The following is a 22567-nucleotide window of genomic DNA, read 5'->3' on the forward strand; positions in this document are numbered from 1 at the left end:
CGCACCATCAAGTATGAACGGTACGCGCCTTAGAGCGCGCTTCGGATGAGCGACACCATGCGGTCGGAACCGTCACGGACTCCCGCTCTCGCGGCGCGCGCACCCATCTCCGCGACGGCACGGCCGTCGCCGTCGCCGAGCAGAGGGAGCAGCTTCTCATCCACCCACGACGGGAGGAACGCGGCGTCGTCGATGAGGATTCCCCCGCCTGCCTGCACGACACCGGCCGCGTTGAACCGCTGCTCGCCGTTCCCGACGGGGAACGGCACGTAGACGGCGGGGATGCCCAGGGCGGCGAACTCGGACACGGTCGCCGCTCCTGCGCGCGCGACGGCGACGTCGGTCAGTGCGAAGGCGAGGTCCATCCTGTCGCAGTATTCGATCAGGCGGTAGTGCTCGATGCCGGGGTCCGTCAGCTCGCCGCGGCCGCCCTGGATGTGCAGGATCTGATACCCGGCGGCGACGATGGCCTCCGCACGGTCTGCGATGGTCCTGTTGATCCGGCGGGCGCCGAGAGAGCCTCCGGTGACGAGCAGCGTCGGACGAGCGGCGTCGAGGCCGAACTCGGCGGCGGCGAGCGGTCGTGCTGCCGCCCTGTCCAGCTCCTCGATCTCCACACGCAGCGGCATGCCGACGAAGGTGGCGTGCGGGAGCTTCGTGCCGTCGAACGCGACGCCGACGTGGGAGGTGTACCGGGCGCCGAGCCGGTTGGCGAGCCCCGGCTTCGCGTTCGCCTCGTGCAGCACTAGCGGCACACCGGCCTTCCGCGCCGCGGAGTACGCGGGAGCCGACGCGTATCCGCCGAAGCCGACGACGGCGTCGATGCCGCGCTCCCGGATGAGGGAGGTCACGGTGCGGATCGTTTTGCGGTACTCGCCGGGGAACCGCAGGGCCGCAGCGTTCGGCCTCCGCGGGAACGGCAGCTTCGGGATGGTCGCGAGCTCGTACCCGCGGTCGGGCACCAGCCGGGCTTCGAGGCCCTCCGCCGTGCCGAGCACGAGCACCTCCGCCGAGGGATCGTCGCGGCGGAGCCGGTCGGCGACGGCAAGCAACGGGTTCACGTGACCGGCGGTTCCCCCGCCGGCCAGAAGGTAGCTGGTCACTCCGCCGAGCCGTTCGCGACGCGCTCGCGGCGCGCCTCCCGGCCGGTCTCCCGGGCGAAGGACAGGACGATACCGATGGCGATCATGGAACTAATCATCGCAGTGCCTCCCGCAGAGATCAGTGGGAGTGGCACGCCGAGCACCGGGATCACCCCCAGGACCACCGCGATGTTCACGAACGCCTGGCCGATCAGCCACACCATGATCGCCGCCGTCGTCACCCGCGCGAACGGGTCGGTGGAGGCGTGGATGATGCGCAGGAACACGATGGCGAGCAGCACGAACAGGATGAGCACGACCGCCGCGCCGATGAGTCCGAGCTCCTCGCCGATGATCGCGAAGATGAAGTCGGTGTCCGCCGCGGGGAGCCAGGACCACTTGGAGTGCGAGTTTCCCAGCCCGACGCCGAACACGCCGCCGGAGGCGAGCGCGTAGAAGCCGTTGTCGATCTGCCAGTTGACGTCGGGGTTGGCCGCGGACGATCCGCCGAAGAGCGCGGCGATGCGGCCGAGCCGCGACTCGCTGGAGATCGCGACGAGGAACGCGAGCACGGCGATCCCGAGCGTCCCGACGGCCAAGTGCCTGAGCCGCACACCGGCGAAGAACAGAGCGCCGAGCACGATGGCCGCCATGATCATGGTCGTTCCCAGGTCGCCGCCGAGGGTGACGAGCAGGATGGCGCCTCCGCCGATCGGCACGACGGGCACGGCGACGTGCTTCCACTGCCAGAGCATGTCCTTCTTGCGGGCCAGCACCACGCCCAGCCAGACGACGAGAGCGACCTTGATCGCCTCGGACGGCTGAAGGGTCTGCGATCCGACCTTCAGCCAGTTGCGGTTGCCGCCGATCTCCATCCCGAGCGGGGTGAAGAGCACGAGCAGCTGCAGGAAGCAGGCGATGGCGAGGAAGAACCAGATGGTCTTCTTCCAGAACCTGCTGGGCAGGCGCGAGACGAGGAACATCAGCGGGAGGCCGATCAGCGCGTACGCGCCCTGGGACCAGAACCGGGAGAAGAAGTTGTCCGTGTCGTTGTGCGACTCGACCGACGACGACGAGAGCACCATCACCAGGCCGAACACCACCATGAACAGGGTGATGCCGAGCAGCAGGAAGTAGTTGGCCGATTCGGCCTGGACGGCTTTGCCGAGCGAGATCCGTGCCGTCAGACCGGCGAGCTTCGACGAGGAGGCTCCGGATTTCCCGAGATCAGGCCTCTCCAGGGTGCGAGGCGGATTGGTCACCCGCCTCACCTCCAAAGAACTCGTTGACGGCCGCCTGGAAGCGGCGGCCTCGCTCTGCGTAGTCGGAGAACTGGTCCATCGACGCCGCAGCAGGAGCGAGGAGGACGGTGTCCCCCGCCTGTGCGACGCCGCCGGCCAGCCTGACCGCCGTCGGCATCACATCATCAGTCTCGTCGGCGTCCACCTCGTAGACGGGCAGGCCGGGGGCGTGTCGCGCGAATGCCGAGCGCAGCGCATCCCTGTCGACGCCGATCAGCACGACGGCGCGGAGCCGGCCGACGTGGGCGCGGACCAGCTCGTCGATGTCGACGCCCTTGAGCAGGCCGCCCGCCACCCAGACCACGGACTCGTACGCGCGCAGCGACGCATCCGCCGCGTGCGGGTTGGTGGCCTTCGAGTCGTCGACCCAGTGCACGCCGGCCTCGATGCGCACCAGCTCGATGCGGTGGGCGTCCAGGCGGAACGCGGACAGCACATCCCGGATGGCGATGGGCTCGACCCCGTACGAGCGGGCGAGCGCGCTGGCCGCGAGGATGTTGGCGACGACGTGCGGAGCGGCGAGCCCGGCCTCGCGCAGTTCGTCGAGCGTGGTCAGCTCGATGGCGGTCGTGAACCGGTCTTCGAGGAAGGCGCGGTCGCAGAGGATGCCGTCGACGATGCCGAAGTCGCTCGGGCCGGGGACGTCGAGCCCGAAGCCGATGGCGCGCGCGCCGTCGATCACCTCGGCCTCCTCGACCATCTCCCGCGTCGCGAGGTCGGCCTTGTTGTAGACGCAGGCGACCTGGGCGTTCTGGTAGACCTTCGCCTTCGCCGCCTTGTACGCGTCGAGAGAGCCGTGCCAGTCGAGGTGGTCGTCCGCGATGTTCAGGCAGGCGGCGGAATAGGGAGACAGCTCCCCTCCCGCGTTCCTGTTCACCCAGTGCAGCTGGTAGCTGGACAGCTCGACCACGAGCACGTCGAAGCCCTGCGGGTCGCGGATGGCGTCGAGCACCGGGATCCCGATGTTGCCGCACGGGGCGGCGCGGTATCCGCCGGCGACGAGCATGGTCGCGGTGAGCTGCACGGTCGTGGTCTTGCCGTTTGTGCCGGTGACGGCGATCCAGTCGGCCGGCGCGCCCACCTTGTCGCGCAGACGCCAGGCCAGCTCGACGTCTCCCCAGATCTGCGTGCCGCGGCCGTCCGCCCAGGCGAGCAGTGGATGGTCGGGGTGGAATCCGGGCGATGCGATCACGAGCTCGGGGTCGAACTCGGCCAGGCGCGCGGGCGGCGCGCTCAGGTCGGACTCCTCCAGCAGCTCCGCCCCGATGACCTCGAGCAGCATCGCGCGCTCGTCGTCGGCCTTCGCCGTGACCACGAGCACCTCTGCGCCCAGCTCCGCCAGGGTGTCCGCCACCGAGAAGCCGGTCACGCCGAGGCCGTACACGGCGACGCGGAGGCCGCGCCAGTCCGCGTGCCAGCTGTTCAGGGCCGCCAGGCGGTCGTCGAGGTCTGTCACGTCGCCAGCCATTCGAGGTAGAAGCTTCCCACCCCGGCCGCGACCAGCAGGCCGCCGATGATCCAGAACCGGACGACGACCGTCACCTCCGCCCATCCCTTCAGTTCGAAGTGATGGTGGATCGGGCTCATCAGGAAGATGCGTTTGCCGTGGGTGAGTTTGAAGTACGCGCGCTGCACGATCACCGAACCGGCCTCGATGACGAACAGGCCGCCGATGAGGACCAGCAGCAGCTCCGTGCGGCTGAGGATCGCGAGAGCGGCGACGGCGCCGCCGAGGGCCAGGGATCCGGTGTCGCCGAGGAAGATCTGCGCAGGCGACGTGTTCCACCAGAGGAACCCGACGACGGCGCCGACGATGGCCGTCGCGACGATCGCCAGGTCGAACGGATCGCGCACGTCGTAGCACTTGGCGACGTTCGCCGGATCGAGCTTGATGTTGGAGCAGGACTGGATCGACTGCCAGAAGCCGATGATGATGTACGCGCCGATGGCGAGGATGGATGCGCCGGACGCCAGCCCGTCGAGACCGTCCGTGACGTTCACGCCGTTGGACGTGGCCACCACGATGAAGTTGATCCAGATCAGGTACAGCCCGTAGCCGACGATCACGCCGATGGCGCCGAACTTCGTGATCGACATGAAGTCGATCGGCAGGTCGCGGATGAGCGAGACGCTCATCGTTGCCGGGGTGTCCCCGTTGCCGTTCGGGAACATGATCGCGAGGAACGCCCACACCGTCGCGACGACCACCTGGCCGGCGACCTTGGCCCAGCCGGTGAGGCCGAGGCTGCGCTCACGTCTCGTCTTGAGGAAGTCGTCGATGAAGCCGACGACGCCGAGCCCCACCATGAGGAACAGCACGAGCAGCGCGGACACACTCGTGCCGTCGCCCGTCAGCAGCAGAGCGACGAAGTAGCCGAACAGCGTGCCGAGGATGACGACGATGCCGCCCATCGTGGCGGTGCCGCGCTTGGCGTGGTGGCTCTGCGGTCCATCGTCGCGGATGAACTGGCCCCACTGCAGGCGGCGGAACAACCGGATGAAGACGGGTGTGAGGAACAGGGTGAACGCCATTGACAGCGCACCGGATGTCAGCAGAGCTCTCACGAGAACAATTCTCCCAGTCGATCGCCCAGAAAGCGGAGCCCTGCGGAGTTCGACGACTTCACGAGCACCGTGTCGCCCGCGCCCAGGGAGCCCTGGAGGTGCTCGAAGGCGGCGTCCGGCGTGTCGAAGTACTTGGATTCGCCATCCCACGACCCTTCGTTGATGGTCGAGATGTGCATCCGGCGCGCGGCGGGGCCGACCACGATCAGCTGGTCGATGTTGAGGCGCACGGCGAGCAGACCGATCCTGTCGTGCTCCTCGCCGGAGAACTCGCCCAGCTCGCTCATCTCGCCGAGCACGGCGACGGTGCGTCCGCCCGGCTCCGCGATCTGCGCGAGGGTCTTGAGGGCGGCGGCCATCGAGTCCGGGCTCGCGTTGTACGCGTCGTTGATGACGGTGACGCCGCGGGCTCCTCCCATGACCTCCATCCGCCAGCGCTCGGCACGGGTCACGTTCTGCAGCCCGGCGACGATCGCGTCGATGCCGACGTCGAGCGTGTGCGCGGCCGCAGCGGCGGCGAGGGCGTTCATCACGTGGTGCTCGCCGAGCACGCGGAACTGCACGGCACGGCTCTCGCCGTTCGGCAGGTGCAGCTCGAAGGACGTGCCGCGAGCGCTGGATACGATGCCGGTCGCACGCACGTCGGCACGCTCGTCCAGCCCGAACCACAGGACGCGCGCAACGGTCTTGTCTGCCATCGACGCGACCCGCGGGTCGTCGAGGTTCAGGATCGCGACGTCGGAGTCGAGCAGGTCGCTGACCATCTCGGTCTTCGCGGCGAGGGTGGCCTCGATGCCGCCGAACTCCCCGGCATGGGCGAGCCCGACCTTGAGCACGATGCCGATGTCCGGGCGAGCCATGCGCACGAGCCTGGCGATCTCGCCGATGCCGCTCGCGCCCATCTCCGCCACCAGGAACTCGGTCTGCTCGGTCACTTCGAGCATGGTGACGGGAGCGCCGACCTCGTTGTTGAACGAGGCGCGCGGCGCGATGGTCGGGCCGACCTGCTCCAGGATCTCGCGGAGCAGGTTCTTGGTGGTCGTCTTGCCGTTCGAGCCGGTGACGCCGACGATCTTCAGCAGGCCGAGGGCGCGGACGCGCGCGATGACCTCTGTCGCGAGGTCGCCGAGGGCGACGACGGTGTCCTCCACCACCAGCTGCGGCACCGGACGGCTCCACTCCGCGGTGTCGAGGGCGTGGTCGACGACGATGAGGGATGCTCCCGCATCCACCGCCTGCGGCACGAACAGGTGCCCGTCGGTGAACTCGCCGCGCTTGGCATAGAAGATGGTGCCGTCGACGACCTCGCGGGAGTCGGTGGTGGAGAGCCCATCGACGACGGTCTCCTCGGTCGCTCCCGTGCCGTCGAGCACGAGGGAGCCGCGGGTGGCGGAGGCGATCTCCGCCAGCGTCAGGCCGATCATCAGAGCCACCCTGCCTCTCGGAGCGCCAGCTTGGCGTCGTCGCGTGCCGAATACGGGATGCGCTCCCCCGCCACTTCTTGGTAGTCCTCGTGTCCTGGGCCCGCGTAGAGCACAACGTCCCCTTCTCCGGCGAGGGAGAGGGCGGTCCGGAAGGCGGCGCGGGGGTCGGCGACCTCGTACAGCTCCAGGTCGGGGACGGCTCCGCGCGCTCCGTCGAGGAGCGTCTGGCGGATGGCCGCAGGGTCTTCCCAGCGCGGGTGGAAGTCGGTGATGACCACCGCATCCGACCCTCTGGCCGCGATGGCGCCCATGTCGGTGCGCTTGGTGGTGTCCCTGTCTCCGTCCGCGCCGAAGACCATCACGATCTTGCCCTCGCTGACCTTGCGCAGCGCGCTGAGGGTGGACAGGAAGGCGTCGGGGCTGTGGCCGTAGTCGATGAACACGACGGGGCCGCGGTCTCCGGAGATGCGCTCAGCGCGGCCGGGGATGTACGCGTCGATGCCGCCGTCGCGGTCGAGGGCTGCTCCGATGGCGTGCAGGTCGTAGCCGGACTCCACCAGCATGATGATCGCGAGCGCCGCGTTCGCCGCCATGTACGCGCCGAGCAGCGGAACCCGCGACTCGAGCCTGGCGCCCTCCGGGCCCTCCAGGACGAACCCGGTGTGCTCCAGCGTCTCGTCGGTGACGGTCATGGTCCACTCCGCGTCGGCGCCGGGCGAGGTCGACAGCGTGGTGACCGGGATGCGCGACTGCTCGACCAGGGCGCGGCCCCAGTCGGAGTCGACGGTGATGACGCCGCGGCGCGCGCGGTCGGGCTGGAACAGTTCGAGCTTCGCCGCGAAGTAGTCGTCCATCGCGTCGTAGTCGTCGAGGTGGTCGTGGCTCAGGTTGGTGAAGCCGACGACGTCGAAGACGATCCCGTCCACGCGGTGGCGGCTGAGCGCCTGCGCCGAGACCTCGATGGCGACGGCCCGGACGGCCTCCTCGCGCATCCTGGCCAGGAGGGCGTGCAGCTCGCTCGCCTCCGGGGTGGTCAACTTGCTGGTGATCGCCGTGCTGCCGATCCTGCGCTCCGCGGTGGAGCTGAGGCCGGACACGACGCCCAGCTGGCCGAGGATCGCGTTCAGCAGGTACACGACGCTGGTCTTGCCGTTGGTGCCGGTGACGCCGAACAGCGTCGCCGCGTTCTCGTCCGTGCGGTAGATCCACGCGGCGACAGCGCCGAGCGCTGCACGCGCATCCTGGGTGACGATCACGGGCAGGCCGCTGTCTGCCGCGAGCTCCGCCCCCTCCTCGTCGGTCAGGATCGCGACGGCGCCGGCCTCAGCGGCCTTGGCCGCGTAGCTCGCGCCGTGGGCGTTGCGCCCTGGCACGCCGACATAGAGGTCTCCTGGCTCGATCGCCGTCGTCGCGAGTGCGACTCCGGTGACCTCGACAGCATCGAGATCGCCGCGCCATTCCAGCCCGAACTCCCTGGCCAGCTGTGCGAGCGGTCGGGCGACGGGATGTTCGGGGCGCAGGGACGTAGGCGCCGGTCCTGTCACGGGGCTCACTTTCAGTAGTACGGAGGGTAGTCGGCCGGGGTGGACGTCGAAGGCTTCACCCGGTAGGTCTTCAGCACCTGACTCATGATCGTGTGGAACAGCGGAGCGGCTGCTGCCGACGAAGTAATGGTAGTCGGGTATCCGAGGTTGACCGAAACGACGTACTGCGGATCGTCGACGGGAGCGACGCCCATCACCGAGACGTAGTACGACGGGAGGTAGCCGCCGTTGCCGTCCGGCTGCTGCGCCGTTCCGGTCTTCGCGGCGACCCGGTAGCCGGGGATCTGCAGCTGTTTCGCGAGCTCTCCGCTGGTCACGACGCTCTCCATCATCCCGAGCGTCGTGTTGGCCGCGTCGGCCGAGACAACCTGCGTCGGCTTCCGGTTCGGAGCGTCGACGACCGTGCCGTCGGACTTCGTGCATCCCTCCACCAGCGACAGCGGGATGCGCTTGCCGCCGTTGGCGAGGGCCTGGTACGCGCCAACCATCTGCACCTGGGTCGCGGAGACGCCCTGGCCGAACATGGTCGCGTACTTGGTCTGGTCGTCCCAGTCGGCCACCGGGTTCAGGATGCCATCGGACTGGCCGGGGTACGGCACGCCGGTGGCGTCGCCGATGCCGAACTTCTTGAGGTAGTCGTAGCGGGTCTGGTCGGTGAGCGCCTTGCCGAGCAGGGACATCCCGACGTTGGACGAGTTCATCAGCACGCCGGTGAGGGTGAGCCGCTCCGGGTCGTGGTAGCCGGAGTCGTGCAGGTCGGCGCCCTGGCCGGAGACGAAGCGGTACGGTGCGAGCACCTCGCTCGTCGGGCTGGCCTTGCCCTGGTCGATGAGCATGCTCGCGGTGAGCGCCTTGAACGTCGAGCCCGGCTCGTACGGCGTGGTGAAGGGGAGCAGACCCCAGTACTGCGAATCCGTCGCGTCGATGTTGTTCGGGTCGAGGGCCGGCCACTGCGCGATCGCCTTGATCTTGCCCGTCTTCGCCTCCGCGACCGTGACGAAGCCGAACTTCGAGCCGGTGGATGCGACCTGTTGCGCGAGTGTCTGCTCGGTGAACCACTGCAGGTCGCGGTCGATGGTGAGCTTGAGCGTCCCGCCGTCCTTCGCGGGCTTCTGCGTGACGGTGCTGCCGGGGATCGCGACGCCGTCTGCGCCGCGCTGGTAGGTCTGCGACCCGTTCTCGCCGGCGAGGCAGGTGTTCTCGCTGTCCTCGAGTCCGCCGAGGCCTCCGGCCGAGACGAAGCCGAGGAGGTTGCCGGCGACAGCGCCGTTCGGGTAGGTGCGCGCCGGCACCTTGGTGAAGGTGAGCCACGGATACGGGAGCTTGTCGAGCTTGGTGAACGCACCGACGTCGATGCCCGTCTTCACGAGCGCGTACTGCGACTTCGGGTTGGCCTTGAGGGCGTCCTCGATGATCTTCTGCACCGCGGCGCCGCCCTGGCCGGTGATCGCGCCGATCTTGCCTGCCGCCTCCACCATCTTGGCCTGGCCGTCTTTGCCGGCCACCGCGTCCTTGGGAGAGACGGCGGCGGTGTACTTGTACACGGTGTCCGCCAGCACGGTGCCGTTCGCGTCGACGATGCTGCCTCGTGCCCCGAGGAGCTTCGTCTCGACCTCTTTGGCGTTGACGGACTTCTTCTGCAGCTCAGCGGCGTTGACGACCTGGATGTCGACCAGTTTGCCGCCCAGGATGCCGACGGTCGCCGCGACGGCGACGACGGTGATGGCGGTCCTGCGCCGCATCATCTTTCTCGTAAGCACGATTGGAACTCGTCCCCGCGTCAGTGCGTCACCGGGGTCGGCAACGCTCCGTCCAACGGTACGGGCGGAGGTGTCGCCGCCTTGTCCGGCGCGCTCGTGCCTCCGGAATTCCCAGCTTCGGCGCCCGTGGACGTCGCGCCTGCCGTCTGGCCGGTGCCCTGGCCAGCGCTCTGCCCTGCGGCCGCGCCGCTGAGCGGCGTCGCCGTCGCGTTGGCGGCCGGGGTCTTCGCCGCGGCGAGCGGCACGCCGGCGAGCAGCGAGTTCGGGACGAGGTTGCCCTGACCGCCGGTCACCGTGCCCGCTGCCCCGTTGGCCGGGATCGGAGCGCCGAGGACTGCGCCGTCCGACAGCCGGAGGTAGACGGGGTTGCTGTTGGTCACCATCCCGAGCGCGTTGGCGTTCGCCGCCAGGTTCTGCGGGGAGGAGAGCCGGTTGAGGTCTTCCGACGCGGCCTGGTACGAGCGCTGCAGTTCGGTCTGCTTGTCCTGCAGCGTGTTGAGCTGGTACGCGCCCTGCGAGACGGCGATGCTCATCAGCAGCTGCGCGACGACGACGCCGAACAGCACGCCGACCGCGATGATCGCGTAGACGGTGCGCGGGCGGGCGCGGCGCTGGCTCCTGGTGGTGACGACCTCGAGGTGGCTCGGCCGCTCCTCGACCTCCTGCTGCGGTGCTGTGCGGCCGATCCAGCCGACGGATGGGCGCTTCTCGGCCAGATTGGTGCTCACGAGCCCCTCCTCACGCGTTCGGCTGCACGGAGACGAACGGGTGTCGCTCTCGGGTTGGCCGCCTTCTCTTCGTCATTCGCCAGCTCGGCGCCGCGGATCAGCAGCTTCAGCTCCGGCCGGTGCTCCGGCAGCTCCACCGGCAGTCCGGCTGGGGCGCTGGAGGTGGACCTCGTCTGCAGCTCGCGCTTCACGATCCTGTCTTCGAGCGACTGGTACGCCTCGACGACGATGCGGCCCCCGACCGCGAGCGCATCGATGGCGGCGGGAATCGCCCGCTCGAGCACGGACAGCTCCTGGTTGACCTCGATCCGCAGCGCCTGGAAGACGCGCTTGGCCGGGTGTCCCTGGCGCTGGACGGCCACCGGGGTGGCCTTGGTGATCACGTCGACCAGCTGGGCCGACCGCACGAACGGCTCGACCTCGCGGGCCGCGACGATCTTCTGGGCGTAGCGCGCCGCCAGCTTCTCCTCGCCGTACTCACGGAAGATGCGGCGCAGGTCCGCCTCGCTGTACTCGGCGAGGATCGTGGCCGCCGTCAGCTCGCTCGTGCCGTCCATGCGCATGTCGAGCGGCGCATCCTTCGAGTACGAGAAGCCGCGCTCCACCCTGTCGAGCTGCAGCGATGAGACGCCCAGGTCGAAGAGGATGCCGTGCACCTCGTCGATGCCCAGCCCGTCGAGCGCATCCTGGATGCCGTCGTAGACCGTGTGCACCAGGTGGATGCGGTCGCCGAACCGCGCCAGCCGCTCCCCCGCGATGGCGAGGGCGTCCGGGTCGCGGTCGAGGCCGACCAGGGTGACGTCGGGGAAGCGCTCGAGGATGCCGGCCGAGTGCCCTCCCATGCCGAGGGTGGCATCGACGAAGACGGCTCCCGGCTTTTCGAGGGCGGGGGCCAGCAGCTCGATGCAGCGCTCGAGGAGTACCGGGGTGTGAATCTGATCGTCGGTCATGATGCGAGAGGACCGGCTCCTGAATCCTGATCCCCATCCATTCGGTACCTGGCGCCGGGGAAGTGCGTCAGGGCGATGAATGGCTGGGAGTCAGGCGTCAGGGGCTAGAAGAGTCCCGGAATCACCTCCTCTGTGGTGTTGGCGAATGTTGCTTCCTGCTCGGCCAGGTAGGTCTCCCATGCCTGTGCGTCCCAGATCTCCGCGCGGCTTCCCGCGCCGATCACGACCAGGTCGCGATCGAGTCCCGCGTACGAGCGGAGGGCCGTCGGCACCGTCACGCGGTGCTGCTTGTCCGGAACCTCTGCGCTCGCCCCGGAGAGGAAGACGCGGAGGTAGTCGCGGGCCTGCTTGCTCGTCACCGGCGCCTGGCGGATCTTCTCGTGCAGCGCCTCGAACTCGCGCTGGCTGAAGACGTAGACGCAGTGCTCCTGGCCGCGAGTGAGGACGATGCCGGACGCGAGCTCATCCCGGAATTTGGCCGGCAGGATGATGCGCCCTTTTTCGTCGAGTTTGGGGGCGTACGTACCGAGAAACATCGGTGACTCCCCCCACTCTTCCGGCCAAGGTTGCGGTGTGACTCCACTTTACTCCACAACCATCCACAAAATCAGCAACTTCGGGAATAAATCCCCGTTGTGGGGTCAAACTGCCGCAGAAAATCAGGGATTTTCGCGGTGGAGGAAAGTGGATGGATTTGGGACGCCAGTGGCGTGAAAAGGGCACAAAAAAAGGGCCGATCCGAAGATCGGCCCGAAAAGGGAGTGCGGTGGAGCGCGGTGGGTGGCGGGCTAGCCCTGCCCGTCCTGGCGCTTGTCCCAGCGGTCGTTGAGCTTGTTCATGAACCCGGCCTGGGCTGCCTTGCCCTGCTTGGCGCCCCGGGACGACGACGTGGCCGCATCCGGATCCGGCGCGATGCGCTTGCCGGGGGCGATGGCCAGCAGGACGCCGGCGAACATCACCACGAAGCCGAGGATGCCGACGAGCGGCTGCTGCACGAAGACCCCGGTGACCAGGGTTCCGATGCCGACGACGGCGATCAGGATGCCGAGGACGATCGACCGGTATGCGGGGCGAGCTCGCGTGCCCCCGACCTTCGCGACGAAATCTGCGTCGTTCTGATAGAGGCTGCGCTCCATCTCTTCGAGGAGGCGCTGCTCATGTTCCGAAAGCGGCATCCGTTTCCCCCTCTTTCCCGGGTTCGTGGCGTTGTGAGCCTGATTCTAGTCCCGCCTCGATGGCTAGGCTAGGCGTGTGTCAGAAAGCATTCGGTTCGTCGACCTCATCCAGTCCAGAATCGATGGGTTCCTCGATGCACGCGCATCCATTCTCGTCTCCATAGCGGACGAACTCTCCCCGATCGCGGCTTACTCCCGGGATTTTCTCAGCGGCGGCAAGCGTTTCCGCGCACTGTTCTGTTTCTGGGGCTGGCAGGCGGTCCGATCGGCCGGAGACGATGACTTCGAGGCGCCCATCACACCGGGCGGCCCGCTCGACGCCGTGGTCTCCGCCGCGAGCGCCCTGGAGGTGTTCCACGCCGCCGCGCTCGTGCACGACGACATCATCGACAACTCGGACACCCGCCGCGGCGCACCGGCCGCCCACCGCCGCTTCGAGGAGCTGCACGCGGCCAACCGCTGGCAGGGTTCCGGCGCCGCCTTCGGTACGGGGGCTGCGACCCTGCTCGGCGACCTGCTGCTGATCCTGAGCGACGAGCTGTTCGACGAATCGCTCACCGAGGTGGTCAGCCCGTCGGCCAGGCGGGCGGCGCGGGCCGAGTTCAACAGGATGCGCATCGACGTGATGGCCGGTCAGTACCTCGACATCTTCGAAGAGATCGGCTGGAGCAGCCAGCCGGACACCGACCAGCTGGAGCGCGCCGAGCGTGTCATCGTCTACAAGTCGGCCAAGTACAGCATCGAGGCTCCCCTGCTCATCGGCGCGAGCCTCGCGGGGGCGACGCTCGGTCAGCTCGACGCCCTGCGCTCGTTCGGCCTCCCGCTCGGGATCGCGTACCAGCTGCGCGACGACCTGCTCGGGGTGTTCGGCGACGCGTCCGTCACCGGAAAGCCGAGCGGCGACGACCTCCGCGAGGGCAAGCGCACGGTGCTGATCGCGCTCACCAGGGAGGCCATCCCGAGCGGAGCGCGCTCCACCCTCGACGAACTGCTCGGCGACCCGTCGCTCACGGCGCAGCAGATCGAGACCATGCAGATGACGATCCGGGCATCCGGAGCCGTCGACAAGGTGGAGAAGCTGATCGCCGACAACGTGGCCAGGGCGATCGAGGCGCTCGAGTCCGCACCGATCGGCGCGCAGGCCAAGGCTCAGCTGCGCGAGCTGGCCGTGACGGTCACCCGCAGGAACTACTGACGCGCCAGAGGGCGACCACTCAGGCGAGAGCCTGGGCGACCCTCCGCACCTCGGCCTTGCGGCCGGCGCGCAACGCGTCGATGGGAGCGGCCCCGAGGGTCTCCTCCTCCTCGATCAGCCAATCGACGGCCTCTTCGTCGTTGAACCCTGCGTCGCCGAGGACGATCAGGGTGCCGCGGAGCTCTCCGAGCGGCTGGCCGTCTTTGATGAAGTCGGACGGGACCTTGAGGACGCCGTCGATGCGCTTGGCCGCGAGGTGGCGGTCGTCGATCAGGCGGCGGACCCGGCTGACGCCCAGTCCGAGGGAGTCGACGAGGTCGGGAATGGTCAGCCACTCGCGGGCTGGGGCTTGCTCAGTCACGTCTTAAGCCTCCCACGAGACGGGGCGGAGCGTGAGCGTATCCAATTGTTACGATCATGTAAACTCAAATCACATCCGTCACACTAATTGACTCCTTATTCATTGTGTGTCAGCGTGGAGGCTCGCAACACAGCACGGAGGTGGAGGTTCTATGTCGATTCTCGACAGCAGCGCCGAATCAACGACGGACACTCCGACGCGCGCTCAGCGCCGCACGACGCGCTCGCTCTTCGGCACCGTGCCCATCGCCATCGCCAGCTCGGTGGCCGTCACGCTCGGACTGGTGACCCCCGCCCACGCAGAGGTGCAGAGCGGTGAGGCGGAGCGTGCCAAGGAGAAGGCGCCGCAGAAGGCCGGCGAGAACTCCACCGTGAGCTCCATCGGCGGCGGCCAGACCGCATCCACCGCTCGCACCGCCGTCGCATCCGCTCCCGCGAGCTACCGCGTGCAGAACGGAGACACCGTCTCCGGCATCGCCGGACGCTTCGGCCTCTCCACCGCGAGCATCCTCGCCCTCAACGGGCTCAGCTGGAAGAGCCTGATCTTCCCCGGCCAGGTGCTCGCCCTCAGCGGAGGAGCCGTCGCGACCCCCGTCACCGCTCCGTCGCCCGTTCCCGCCGCGAGCAAGTACAAGGTCGCGTCCGGAGACACCATCAGCGGCATCGCCGCCCGGTTCGGCGTGGCGACCAGCGCCGTCCTGAGCGCCAACGGCCTCAGCAGCTCCAGCCTCATCTTCCCCGGCCAGCTCGTGACCATCCCCGGGATGGCGACCGCCGCGGTGAACACGCCGCACGCCGTGGCCCCCGCCCCCGCCCCCGCTCCCGCGCCGGCTCCAGCTCCCGCGCCTGTCGCGCCCGCCCCCATCCCCGCCCCGGCCACCGGCGCCGTCGTCGCACTGACCGACGAGATGCGGGCCAACGCCGCCGTGATCGTGCAGGTCGGCCGCCAGGAGGGCGTCAGCGACCAGGGCATCGTCATCGCCCTCGCCGCCGCCGCCCAGGAGTCCGGGATGCGCAACGTGCGCTACGGAGACCGCGACTCGCTCGGCCTGTTCCAGCAGCGCCCGAGCACCGGATGGGGCACCCCCGACCAGATCCTCGACCCGCGTTTCGCAGCGACCGCGTTCTACGGCGGCCCGCACAATCCGAACGCGGGACGCACCCGCGGTCTGCTCGACATCCCCGGCTGGGCGTCGATGACCGTGACCCAGGCCGCACAGGCCGTCCAGATCTCCGCGTACCCGGACGCGTACGCGAAATGGGAGGCGTCGGCGCGGGCCTGGCTCGCCCAGCTCGGCTGATCGGGCGCCGGATGGTCACAACGCGATCACGGCCCGGCCGTTCACGGTGTTTTGCAGGCTTCGCGCAGACCCCTTTCCCTAAACTCGACTCGTGACCACGAGCCAGACCGATCCCATGATCGGCCGTCTTATCGACGGCCGCTATCAGGTGCGCTCGCGGATCGCCAGAGGCGGCATGGCGACGGTGTACCTCGCCACCGATCTGCGCCTCGAGCGCCGCGTCGCCATCAAGGTCATGCACGGCCACCTCGCCGACGACAGCACCTTCAAGAGCCGCTTCGTCCAGGAGGCGCGCTCGGCCGCCAGGCTCGCGCATCCCAACGTCGTCAACGTGTTCGACCAGGGCCAGGACTCCGACATGGCGTACCTGGTGATGGAGTACCTGCCGGGCATCACCCTGCGCGACCTCCTCAAGGACTACGGCAAGCTCACCCCCGAGCAGACCATCGACATCATGGAGGCCGTGCTCTCCGGGCTCGCCGCCGCGCACAAGGCGGGGATCGTGCACCGCGACCTCAAGCCGGAGAACGTGCTGCTGGCCGACGACGGCCGCATCAAGATCGGCGACTTCGGGCTCGCCCGCGCCGCGAGCGCCAACACGGCCACCGGGCAGGCGCTGCTCGGCACCATCGCCTACCTCTCCCCCGAACTCGTCACCCGTGGTGTGGCCGACGCGCGCAGCGACATCTACGCGCTCGGCATCATGATGTTCGAGATGCTGACCGGCGAGCAGCCCTTCAAGGGCGAGCAGCCCATGCAGATCGCGTACCAGCACGCCAACGACGCCGTGCCGTCGCCGAGCAGCAAGAACCCCTCGGTTCCTCCCGAGCTCGACGACCTCGTGCTCTGGGCGACGGCGAAAGACCCCGACCAGCGTCCGAAGGACGCCAGGGAGATGCTCGACCGTCTCGTCGAGGCGGAGAAGGCGATCAGGGGCGAGACCGCGTCCTTCCAGCCCACGATGGTCATGCCCCCGGCGTTCGGCCCCGGCATCGCGGACGGCGACACCCAGATCATCAACCCCGCCATCCGGCAGCAGGTCGCATCCACCACCCCGAGCAGCATCGACACGCTCACCGCCACGGCCAAGCGCAGGAGGGGCAAGGGATGGTGGCTGTTCGCGCTGGTCATCCTGCTCGCCGGCGTCGCGGGCGGCACGGGCTGGTACTTCGGCTCGGGGCCCGGCTCGATGGTGCAGATCCCGAACGTGGCGAGCAAGACCCCGGAGGCGGCGGCGGCCCAGCTGAAGGCGCTCGGCTTCCAGACGGCGCTCGGGCAGGAGTACAGCACGACGATCGCGACCGGCCTGGTCTCGAACACCGATCCCGAACCAGGCGCGTCCGCGAACCGCGGCAGCACCGTCACGATCAAGGTATCGCAGGGGCCGAAGCCGATCGACATTCCCGCCCTCGCCGGCCAGCCGATCGACAAGGCCAAGACGCTGATCACGGGCGCGGGCGCCCAGGTCGGCCCGATCGCGGAGCAGTTCGACGCCAAGGTGCCGAAGGACACGGTGCTCGCCGCCTCGACGGCGGAGGGCGCCGACCTGTCCGGCGGCGGCAAGTACTTCGAGGGCGCGAAGGTGAGCCTCGTGGTCTCGGCCGGCCCCATCCCGTCGGTGGCCGGCAAGTCGGTCGCCGACGCGACGGCGATCCTCAAAGACGTCGGGCTGCTCGTCGACGCCGGCCCGCAGAGCTACAGCGACACGGTCCCCGAGGGCGACGTCATCCAGGCCCAGGCGCAGAGCGACGCCCCGGTGAAGCCGGGCGACACCCTGCTGCTCGAGACGTCCAAGGGCCCGGAGCCCGTGCCGGTGCCCGACGTGGCCGGCAAGACCTGGATCGACGCCAAGAAGATGCTCCAGGACGCCGGCTTCCAGCTCGACTACGACAAGACAGCAGACATCCTCCCGGGTGTCGCCATCGTCGCGAGCACCAACCCGACAGCGGGCACCGACGTCAAGAAGGGCTCGACCGTCAAGGTCGCGTTCAAGCCCATCTTCGGCTGACCACGCAATCGAGTCCGAACGTATTCACGCGACGCGCCGGGCGCGGCGTGAATAAGTTCGGACTCGATGATGCGGGGAGCCGGGGTCAGCGGGCGGCGAGCTCCTCGGCGACGAGGAAGGCGAGCTCGAGCGACTGCATGTGGTTGAGGCGCGGGTCGCAGAGCGACTCGTAGCGGGTCGCCAACGTCTCCTCGTCGATGTGCTCCGAGCCGCCGAGGCACTCGGTGACGTCGTCGCCGGTCAGCTCCACGTGGATGCCGCCCGGGTGCGTCCCCGCGGCGCGGTGCGCCTCGAAGAAGCCCTTGACCTCGTCCACCACGTCGTCGAAACGACGCGTCTTGTAGCCGTTCGGAGTCGTCAGGCCGTTGCCGTGCATCGGGTCGGTGACCCACAGCGGGCGGGCGTCGGACGCCTTGATCGCTTCGAGCAGCGGGGGAAGCGCATCCCGGATCTTGCCTGCACCCATCCGCGTGATGAACGTCAGACGCCCAGGCTCGCGGTTCGGGTCGAGCTTCTCGATGAGCTCCAGCATCGTCTCCGGGGTGGTCGACGGGCCGAGCTTCACGCCGATCGGGTTGCGCACCCTGGACAGGAAGTCGACGTGCGCTCCATCGAGGTCGCGCGTGCGCTCCCCGATCCAGATGAAGTGCGCCGACGTGTTGTACGGGGTGCCCGTGCGCGAGTCGATGCGCGTCATCGGACGCTCGTAGTCCATCAGCAGGCCCTCGTGGCTGGAGTAGAACTCGACACGCTTCAGCTCGTCGAAGTCGGCGCCTGCCGCCTCCATGAACTTGATCGCGCGGTCGATCTCCTTGGCGAGGCCCTCGTAGCGCTGGTTGGCCGGGTTCGCTGCGAAGCCCCTGTTCCAGCTGTGCACCTGGCGCAGGTCGGCGAAACCACCCTGCGTGAACGCCCGGATGAGGTTCAGCGTGGATGCGGCCGTGTGGTAGCCCTGCACGAGCCTGCGCGGGTCGGCCTGGCGCGACTCCGGCGTGAAGTCGTAGCCGTTGACGATGTCGCCCCGGTATGCGGGCAGCGTCACGCCGCCGCGCGTCTCCGTGTCGCTGGAGCGCGGCTTGGCGAACTGCCCGGCCATGCGCCCCATCTTGATGACGGGCATGGATGCGCCGTAGGTCAGAACCACGGCCATCTGCAGCACGGTCTTGACCCTGTTGCGGATCTGGTCGGCCGTCGCGCCTGCGAAGGTCTCTGCACAGTCGCCGCCCTGCAGCAGGAACGCCTTGCCGTCCGCCGCGCGGCCGAGCCGCTCGCGCAGCTGGTCCACCTCGCCCGCGAAGACGAGAGGGGGAAGCGTGGCGATCTCCGCGGAGGCCGCTGCCGCCGCATCCGGGTCTGGCCAGGTCGGCTGCTGCTTGATCTCGAGCGTGCGCCAATAGTCCAGGCCCTCGATCACAGACTCGTCAGCCAAAACGACGGGATCGGAGGTGTCTAGCACTGGTCTTCCGCTCAGTTCAGGGCGTGCCTCGAAATCGGCATGCCGATGGGTGGGTTCGGCGCACGGGCGGCGCCGGGTACTTGAGCCTACCGTGAAAGCGCTGCGCGCTTTTCCTTCACGCTACTGGCGTAGACATCCACGTACTCCTGCTCGCTCAGCGCGTGCAGCCGGTACATGATCTCGTCGGTGACCGAGCGCAGGATGAACCGGTCACCCTCCATCCCTTCGAACCGGGAGAATTCGATCGGTTCGCCGATGATGATGCCGATGCGGCCGATCTTCGGCAGGCGCGTCCCGATCGGCATGATCTTCTCGGTGTCGACCATCGCGACGGGGACGACCGGCACCTCGCCCTCCAGGATCATCCTGGCCACGCCGGTGCGGCCGCGGTAGAGCTTGCCGTCCGGGCTGCGCGTCCCCTCCGGATAGATGCCCAGGATCTCGCCGCGGGACAGCACGGCGAGGCCGGTGTTGAGCGAGTCCTCCGACGCCTTGCCGCCGGAGCGGTCGATCGGGATCTGGCCGGTCGCCGTCATGAACGACTTGGTCGCCCAGCCTTTGAAACCCTTCCTGGTGAAGTAGTCGCTCTTGGCGAGGAAGGAGACGTGCCTGTCGACGACGAGCGGAAGGAAGATCGAGTCGATGAACGACAGGTGGTTGCTGGCCAGGATGACGGCGCCGTTCGCCGGCACGTTCTCGAGCCCCACGACCCACGGGCGGAAGATCCCCTTCAGCAGGGGGCCCGCGATCAGGTGCTTCATCAGCCAGTAGAACACCGGCTCAGCCTAACGTGCGGTCGCGTGCAACCGTGCGAGGTCGGCGGCGCCGACCACTCCGGCGTCGTTCACGAGCTCGGCGATGCGGAACTCCGGCTCCGGGTGGAACCCGCGCGCCGGGAGGTTCTCCAGGTAGGCGAGCCTGATCGGTTCGAGCAGCAGCTCGCCAGCCTGGGCGACGCCGCCGCCGAACACGAACAGCTGGGGGTCGAGCACGGCGCCGAGGCTCGCGCAGGCCTGGCCGAGCCAGTCGCCGAGCTGGCGGAGCGCCGCGAGCGCGCCGGGGTCTCCCGCCATGATCAGCTCGCTGATGTCCGTGCCGCTGAGCGAGCCCTTCCTGGAGCGCACGTCCGCGAGGGTCTGCCCGATGCCGCCCGCGTCCGCGAGCTCGTTCGCCATGCGCTGCAGAGCCCGACCGGAGCCGTACTGCTCGATGCAGCCGTGAGCGCCGCAGCCGCACGGAAGGCCGCCGGGGACGACGCGCATGTGGCCGACCTCCGCGCCGGCGCCGAAGCCGCCGCGGAACAGCCGGTCGCCGCTGACGATCGCGCCGCCGACGCCTGTGCCGATCGTGAGGATGACCATGTCGCTGACCAGGCGCCCTGCCCCGTAGCGGAACTCCGCCCATCCCGCGGCGTTCGCGTCGTTCTCGATCAGGATCGGCAGGTCGACGCGCTTCTCGAGCTTCTCCCGGAACGGCTCGTTGCGCCAGTTGATGTTGGGGGCGTAATAGACGGTGGACTGCGCGGCGTCGATGAAGCCGGCGGCGGCGACACCGGCCCCCGCGATCTCCTCCGGCCCGTCGGAGAGCCGCTCGATCATCTCGACGACGGCGTTCTCGATCTCGTGCGGCTGTGCTGCGTCGGTGGGCACCCTGTCCTCCCGGACGATCGTGCCCAGCTCGTCGACGACGGCCCCCGCGATCTTCGTTCCGCCGATGTCGATACCGATCGCGTGCACAGACAGCCTTTCGTTCGATTGCGGGTTGGGCGCGGGAGTCGGCGAGCGCCAGAAGACTCACATCCGCACCATCTAGAGTGTAGTTACCCAGTTCGGCGGAAGCCATCTGGGCGCCTGATGTCCACCCCGGTACCGAGGGAGCTACCGTGAAACAGTTCGATTCACCCGCCATCGTCCCAGCAGACCCAGAGGCGAACGCCACCGACCTCCTGGTCGATCGCGTCGCGGCGACTCCGGATGCGCCCCTGTTCAGCCTCCCGGACGGCGACGGCTGGAAAGACCTCACGGCGGCGGAGTTCCTGCGCCAGGTCGTCGCCCTGTCGAAGGGTTTCGTGCAGGCGGGCATCCAGCCGGGCGACAAGATCGGGCTGATGTGCAAGACGCGCTACGAGTGGTCGCTGATCGACTTCGCCGTCTGGTTCACCGGCGGCGTGCTCGTCCCGATCTACGAGACCTCCTCCCCCGCCCAGGTGCAGTGGAACATGAGCGACTCCGGCGCCATCGCCGTCATCCTGGAAACGCCGGAGATGTTCGCCAGGTTCGACGAGGTGCACGCCGACCTCCCGGAGATCGGCAACGTGTGGCAGATCCACCTCGGCGACCTGGACAAGCTCGCCGCGTCCGGCACGGCCATCCCGGACGGCGAGATCGAGCGCCGCAGGAACCTCGCGCGCGGTGACGACATCGGAACGCTGATCTACACCTCCGGCTCGACCGGCCGGCCGAAGGGATGCGTCCTCACGCACTCCAACTTCGTCGAGCTGTCCCGCAACTCGGCGGAGGCGCTCAAGGAGGTCGTGATGCAGCCGGGTGGCGCATCCACTCTGCTGTTCATCACGACGGCGCACATCTTCGCGCGCTTCATCGCCGTGCTCTGCGTGACGGCCGGGGTGAAGGTGGGCCACCAGGCGGACACCAAGCAGCTGCTTCCCGCGCTCGCGAGCTTCAAGCCGACGTTCCTCCTCGCCGTGCCCCGGGTGTTCGAGAAGGTGTACAACTCGGCCGAGCAGAAGGCGGAGTCCGGCGGCAAGGGCAAGATCTTCCGCAAGGCCGCCGCCGTGGCCGTCGAGCACTCCCAGGCCGTCGAGGCGGGAGCCGTGTCGTTCGGCCTGCGCCTGCGCTTCGCGATCTTCGACCGGCTGGTCTACAGCAAGCTGCGCGCCGCGATGGGCGGCAGGGTGAAGTACGCCGTGTCCGGCTCCGCGCCGCTCGGCGCGCACCTCGGCCACTTCTTCCACAGCCTCGACATCAAGATCCTGGAGGGCTACGGCCTCACCGAGACCACGGCGCCCGCCACGGTGAACCGGCCGGACACCTTCCGGATCGGCACGGTCGGCCCCGCCCTCCCCGGCGTCTCCCTGCGTCTCGCGGACGACGACGAGATCGAGGTCAAGGGGATCAACGTCTTCAAGGAGTACTGGAAGAACCCGGAAGCGACAGAGGCGGCGTTCGACGACGGCTGGTTCCGCACGGGTGACCTCGGCTCGTTCGACGACGACGGCTTCCTCACGATCACCGGCCGCAAGAAGGAGATCATCGTCACCGCGGGCGGCAAGAACGTCTCCCCCGCCGCACTGGAGGACCCGGTGCGGGCGAACCCGCTGGTCAGCCAGGTGATCGTCGTCGGCGACCAGAAGCCGTTCATCGCAGCGCTGGTCACGCTCGACACCGAGATGCTGCCCACCTGGCTCGCCAACAACGGCGAGGACAAGGACATGACCCTCGCGGAGGCGTCGGTCAACCCGGCCGTCTACGCCGAGATCGAGCGGGCCATCGAGGCGGCGAACGGCAAGGTTTCGCGCGCGGAGTCCATCCGGAAGTTCGTGATCCTCTCGACGGACCTCACCGAGGCGAGCGGACACCTCACGCCGAAGCTCAGCATCAAGCGCAACGTGATCCTGGCCGACTTCGCCGACGTGATCGACGGCATCTACAGCGGAGCCCCGGCGACGCAGGGCATCTCACTGGCGCACTAGCCCAGA

At 68.7% G+C, this 22567-nt stretch carries 19 protein-coding genes; 4 read left to right on the forward strand and 15 right to left on the reverse strand.

Annotated features, from left to right (window positions below; translation table 11 throughout):
- Window positions 1-29: 29 nt before the first annotated feature.
- From ACN6M5_RS05810 to ACN6M5_RS05860, 11 genes are all read right to left on the reverse strand, one after another.
- The gene (locus ACN6M5_RS05810) at window positions 30-1103 is read right to left on the reverse strand and encodes a UDP-N-acetylglucosamine--N-acetylmuramyl-(pentapeptide) pyrophosphoryl-undecaprenol N-acetylglucosamine transferase (protein ID WP_434948861.1); all 1074 of its coding nucleotides are present in this window, start codon (window positions 1101-1103) and stop codon (window positions 30-32) included.
- A complete protein-coding gene (ftsW, locus tag ACN6M5_RS05815) occupies window positions 1100-2344 on the reverse strand; it encodes a putative lipid II flippase FtsW (protein ID WP_247597088.1) in 1245 nt (414 codons plus the stop codon). The genes ACN6M5_RS05810 and ftsW overlap by 4 nt, the downstream gene beginning before the upstream one ends.
- Window positions 2310-3851: a UDP-N-acetylmuramoyl-L-alanine--D-glutamate ligase gene (gene murD, locus ACN6M5_RS05820; protein WP_434948862.1), complete on the reverse strand. Its 1542-nt coding sequence runs from the start codon at window positions 3849-3851 to the stop codon at window positions 2310-2312. Before murD ends, ftsW begins: the two co-directional genes overlap by 35 nt.
- A complete protein-coding gene (gene mraY, locus ACN6M5_RS05825; protein ID WP_434948863.1) occupies window positions 3836-4948 on the reverse strand; it encodes a phospho-N-acetylmuramoyl-pentapeptide-transferase in 1113 nt (370 codons plus the stop codon). The genes murD and mraY overlap by 16 nt, the downstream gene beginning before the upstream one ends.
- Window positions 4945-6372 (reverse strand): UDP-N-acetylmuramoyl-tripeptide--D-alanyl-D-alanine ligase, encoded by a 1428-nt coding sequence (locus tag ACN6M5_RS05830; RefSeq protein ID WP_434948864.1) that lies wholly within the window; start codon window positions 6370-6372, stop codon window positions 4945-4947. The genes mraY and ACN6M5_RS05830 overlap by 4 nt, the downstream gene beginning before the upstream one ends.
- A complete protein-coding gene (locus tag ACN6M5_RS05835) occupies window positions 6372-7916 on the reverse strand; it encodes a Mur ligase family protein (protein ID WP_085367979.1) in 1545 nt (514 codons plus the stop codon). The genes ACN6M5_RS05830 and ACN6M5_RS05835 overlap by 1 nt, the downstream gene beginning before the upstream one ends.
- Window positions 7917-7927: 11 nt before the next feature.
- Window positions 7928-9676 (reverse strand): peptidoglycan D,D-transpeptidase FtsI family protein, encoded by a 1749-nt coding sequence (locus ACN6M5_RS05840; RefSeq protein WP_085367981.1) that lies wholly within the window; start codon window positions 9674-9676, stop codon window positions 7928-7930.
- Between the two features lie 20 nt (window positions 9677-9696).
- Window positions 9697-10404, reverse strand: coding sequence for a cell division protein FtsL (ftsL, locus tag ACN6M5_RS05845; RefSeq protein WP_247597089.1), 708 nt, complete (start codon window positions 10402-10404; stop codon window positions 9697-9699).
- Window positions 10401-11354 (reverse strand): 16S rRNA (cytosine(1402)-N(4))-methyltransferase RsmH, encoded by a 954-nt coding sequence (gene rsmH / locus ACN6M5_RS05850; protein WP_085367983.1) that lies wholly within the window; start codon window positions 11352-11354, stop codon window positions 10401-10403. Before rsmH ends, ftsL begins: the two co-directional genes overlap by 4 nt.
- A gap of 104 nt (window positions 11355-11458) precedes the next feature.
- Window positions 11459-11890 carry a division/cell wall cluster transcriptional repressor MraZ gene (mraZ, locus tag ACN6M5_RS05855; RefSeq protein WP_085367985.1) on the reverse strand — a complete coding sequence of 144 codons (432 nt, stop codon included), beginning with the start codon at window positions 11888-11890 and terminating at the stop codon, window positions 11459-11461.
- 252 nt (window positions 11891-12142) lie between these two features.
- Complete coding sequence (locus tag ACN6M5_RS05860) at window positions 12143-12529, reverse strand: SCO2097 family morphological protein (protein ID WP_434948865.1); 387 nt, start codon at window positions 12527-12529, stop codon at window positions 12143-12145.
- Between the two features lie 76 nt (window positions 12530-12605).
- On the opposite strand from ACN6M5_RS05860, the gene ACN6M5_RS05865 reads away from it, so the two are divergent.
- A complete protein-coding gene (locus ACN6M5_RS05865; protein WP_434948866.1) occupies window positions 12606-13724 on the forward strand; it encodes a polyprenyl synthetase family protein in 1119 nt (372 codons plus the stop codon).
- A 19-nt stretch (window positions 13725-13743) separates the two neighbouring features.
- Here ACN6M5_RS05865 and ACN6M5_RS05870 read toward each other — a convergent pair whose 3' ends face one another.
- The gene (locus ACN6M5_RS05870) at window positions 13744-14085 is read right to left on the reverse strand and encodes an Rv2175c family DNA-binding protein (RefSeq protein ID WP_434948867.1); all 342 of its coding nucleotides are present in this window, start codon (window positions 14083-14085) and stop codon (window positions 13744-13746) included.
- A 151-nt stretch (window positions 14086-14236) separates the two neighbouring features.
- On the opposite strand from ACN6M5_RS05870, the gene ACN6M5_RS05875 reads away from it, so the two are divergent.
- Window positions 14237-15385, forward strand: a complete 1149-nt coding sequence (locus ACN6M5_RS05875; protein WP_434948868.1) for a LysM peptidoglycan-binding domain-containing protein — start codon at window positions 14237-14239, stop codon at window positions 15383-15385.
- Window positions 15386-15476: 91 nt separating this feature from the next.
- Complete coding sequence (gene pknB / locus ACN6M5_RS05880; RefSeq protein WP_434948869.1) at window positions 15477-17393, forward strand: Stk1 family PASTA domain-containing Ser/Thr kinase; 1917 nt, start codon at window positions 15477-15479, stop codon at window positions 17391-17393.
- A gap of 85 nt (window positions 17394-17478) precedes the next feature.
- On the opposite strand, the gene ACN6M5_RS05885 is transcribed toward pknB, so the two are convergent.
- The 3 genes from ACN6M5_RS05885 to ACN6M5_RS05895 form a co-directional block, all read right to left on the reverse strand.
- On the reverse strand, window positions 17479-18807 hold the full coding sequence (locus ACN6M5_RS05885; protein ID WP_143465573.1) for a class II 3-deoxy-7-phosphoheptulonate synthase: 1329 nt from the start codon (window positions 18805-18807) through the stop codon (window positions 17479-17481).
- A gap of 128 nt (window positions 18808-18935) precedes the next feature.
- On the reverse strand, window positions 18936-19625 hold the full coding sequence (locus ACN6M5_RS05890; RefSeq protein WP_434948870.1) for a lysophospholipid acyltransferase family protein: 690 nt from the start codon (window positions 19623-19625) through the stop codon (window positions 18936-18938).
- A 9-nt stretch (window positions 19626-19634) separates the two neighbouring features.
- The gene (locus ACN6M5_RS05895) at window positions 19635-20585 is read right to left on the reverse strand and encodes an ROK family glucokinase (RefSeq protein ID WP_434948871.1); all 951 of its coding nucleotides are present in this window, start codon (window positions 20583-20585) and stop codon (window positions 19635-19637) included.
- Window positions 20586-20731: 146 nt separating this feature from the next.
- Between ACN6M5_RS05895 and ACN6M5_RS05900 the strand changes: the two genes are divergently transcribed.
- A complete protein-coding gene (locus tag ACN6M5_RS05900) occupies window positions 20732-22561 on the forward strand; it encodes an AMP-dependent synthetase/ligase (RefSeq protein ID WP_434948872.1) in 1830 nt (609 codons plus the stop codon).
- Window positions 22562-22567: the final 6 nt, after the last annotated feature.

Source organism: Leifsonia araucanica (assembly GCF_051161895.1).
GTDB lineage: Bacteria > Actinomycetota > Actinomycetes > Actinomycetales > Microbacteriaceae > Leifsonia.